The organism is Sporosarcina sp. BP05 (genome assembly GCF_014282005.1).
In the GTDB taxonomy this organism is placed as follows: domain Bacteria; phylum Bacillota; class Bacilli; order Bacillales_A; family Planococcaceae; genus Sporosarcina.
The window spans coordinates 1-2,059 of record NZ_JACFTD010000052.1; the positions used below are offsets into that span (position 1 = coordinate 1).

The following is a 2,059-nucleotide window of genomic DNA, read 5'->3' on the forward strand; positions in this document are numbered from 1 at the left end:
AAAATAGAGTAGGCGCATGAATAAATTCATGCGCCTCTCACAGATCCGTACGTGCGGGTCATCGCATACGGCTCCTCCATATTTATCCCTTCTAGGGATGTAGGTCTTGATAAATATCCAGTAAGAAAACTAAGCGCAATTCCCTAAATTTCTCAATAGGAAGTGCGACGTGAACAGGTGTGGAAAGAGAACTTCTCCATTTTGTCATTCTTAATCCAGGAAGTTCTCCTTTCCAATCTTTTCGTCTGAGCTCCTTGTGGAGCTTTTTTATTTTCCGCCAACTCCGTAATTGCACCATCCGTAACCGTCGCCTAATCCACGAATCCAATAGCTTAAATAAGCTTTTACAGAATCCCATTCCGAAGTATCTACCCCAACCCCTTATTACAGGATTGAGGCGATGTTTGATGAGTTCAGCCAAGTCTACCGTTTGGTTCTTTCTCGTGATGACTTTTACCTTTTCCTTGAACTTCTTGATGGCTTTGTCTGATGGCATATGGAAGTAACCGCCTTTGAACGTATAGCCAAGAAATGTAAAGGGTTCAGATAAATTATCTACAATTGTTGTTTTCGTCGGATGAACAACCAGACCCAATTCTCCTTCTAGTAGCTTCTTCACTGACTTCAGAACTCTTTCAGCACCCTTTTGAGATTTACAACAGATGACAAAATCATCCGCATAACGGGTAATCCGATGCCCACGGTCAGACATCATTTCATCCAGTGGATGGAGATAAATGTTCGCCAATAGTGGACTAATCACGCCCCCTTGAGGGCTACCGCTATGACTCTCGTAGACTAATCCATTTTCTAGCACCCCTGATGTCAGAAATTGCTCAATCAGGGCTAGAACACTACTATCCACCATCTCTTCTCGGATGAGTTCCATCAGTTTCTTGTGTGGTATAGAATCGAAATAGGTCTTGATATCTGCATCAATCACGAATGTATAGCCATCCAATAAATCCTTACGGATTTTCTCAATTGCCATATGCGCACTACGATTGGGTCGAAATCCAAAACTACACGACAGAAACTTTTCCTCGTAGATAGGTTCCAATTTCCGTTTGACCGCTGCTTGGAGCACACGGTCACCGACTGTCGGGATTCCTAACGGACGCTGTGTCCCATCTGGCTTTGGAATATAGACTCTCCTTACTGGTTTTGCACGGTATGTTTTAACATGAAGGGACTGTTGGAGCACTCTTAAGTTGTGTTCCAATTCGAGTTCATACTCTTTAATCGTAACGTTATCCACACCGTGTGCCCCTCTATTTTTTTTCACATCATAGAAGGCTTGTTCCAGATTGGAGTACGCCCAGACCTTATCAATCAGACTGTACCATTTCCGTTTCTTGGTGGACACTTCTCCTACACGTAAACCTTGCTTTCCTGTTGATTCTTTCATGTATCCGTTACCTTCCTAATCCTTCGACTGGTTGAATAGTTAACACTAACCAGTATCCAAAATAGTACTCGTCCCTAAACAACCTACTTTCTATTCGGTCCCGATTCTTCGGCTATCCACCTCGTCGGCTTCTGTTTAGTACATGGAGAGTCTTCAAGTGCACTTGCTTTTCTTGTATGGACAGTCGGGCTTCGCATCAAGTCACTGCCTTTTGGGTCAATGCTTGCCTTGTTAATTAGATAACAAGTCACTTACCTTTATAGCTTTTCTGGTAAGCTTATTCACTACTATCCCCTGCTCTGACTTCTCACCTTCCGTCGAACCCTTCTTGTCCATTACGGGGTTGAACGATTCTTACCACTAAAAGTGGAGATGATGAGACCTCCTTGGGTCACGTCAATTCTCTTTCCCTCGATTCCAGTCCTCCTAACTAACAGGATATAAATGTGGTTTTGGACGTCCCCATCTCTTGCAAGGTTATCCTATCCTGCCAGCCAACATGGATTATGCTATCTGTTCCGAGTTTTGCCTTCTGGTCCTCCGCACAGAACCTCGCGATACCTGCACTACCAGTCAGCTATACATTTCCGCCACTACGGCATGTTGGGGACTTTCACCCGTTAGAGAAAAGCGCTGCCAAGCGCACAAAAG

1 protein-coding gene is annotated in these 2,059 nt (G+C 44.1%); it reads right to left on the reverse strand.

Translation table 11 applies throughout. The annotated features are described in order from the left end of the window. Positions 1-91 precede the first annotated feature (91 nt). Positions 92-1,408, reverse strand: coding sequence for a group II intron reverse transcriptase/maturase (gene ltrA / locus H2672_RS19000; RefSeq protein WP_186673955.1), 1,317 nt, complete (start codon positions 1,406-1,408; stop codon positions 92-94). Between the last annotated feature and the right edge of the window lie 651 nt (positions 1,409-2,059).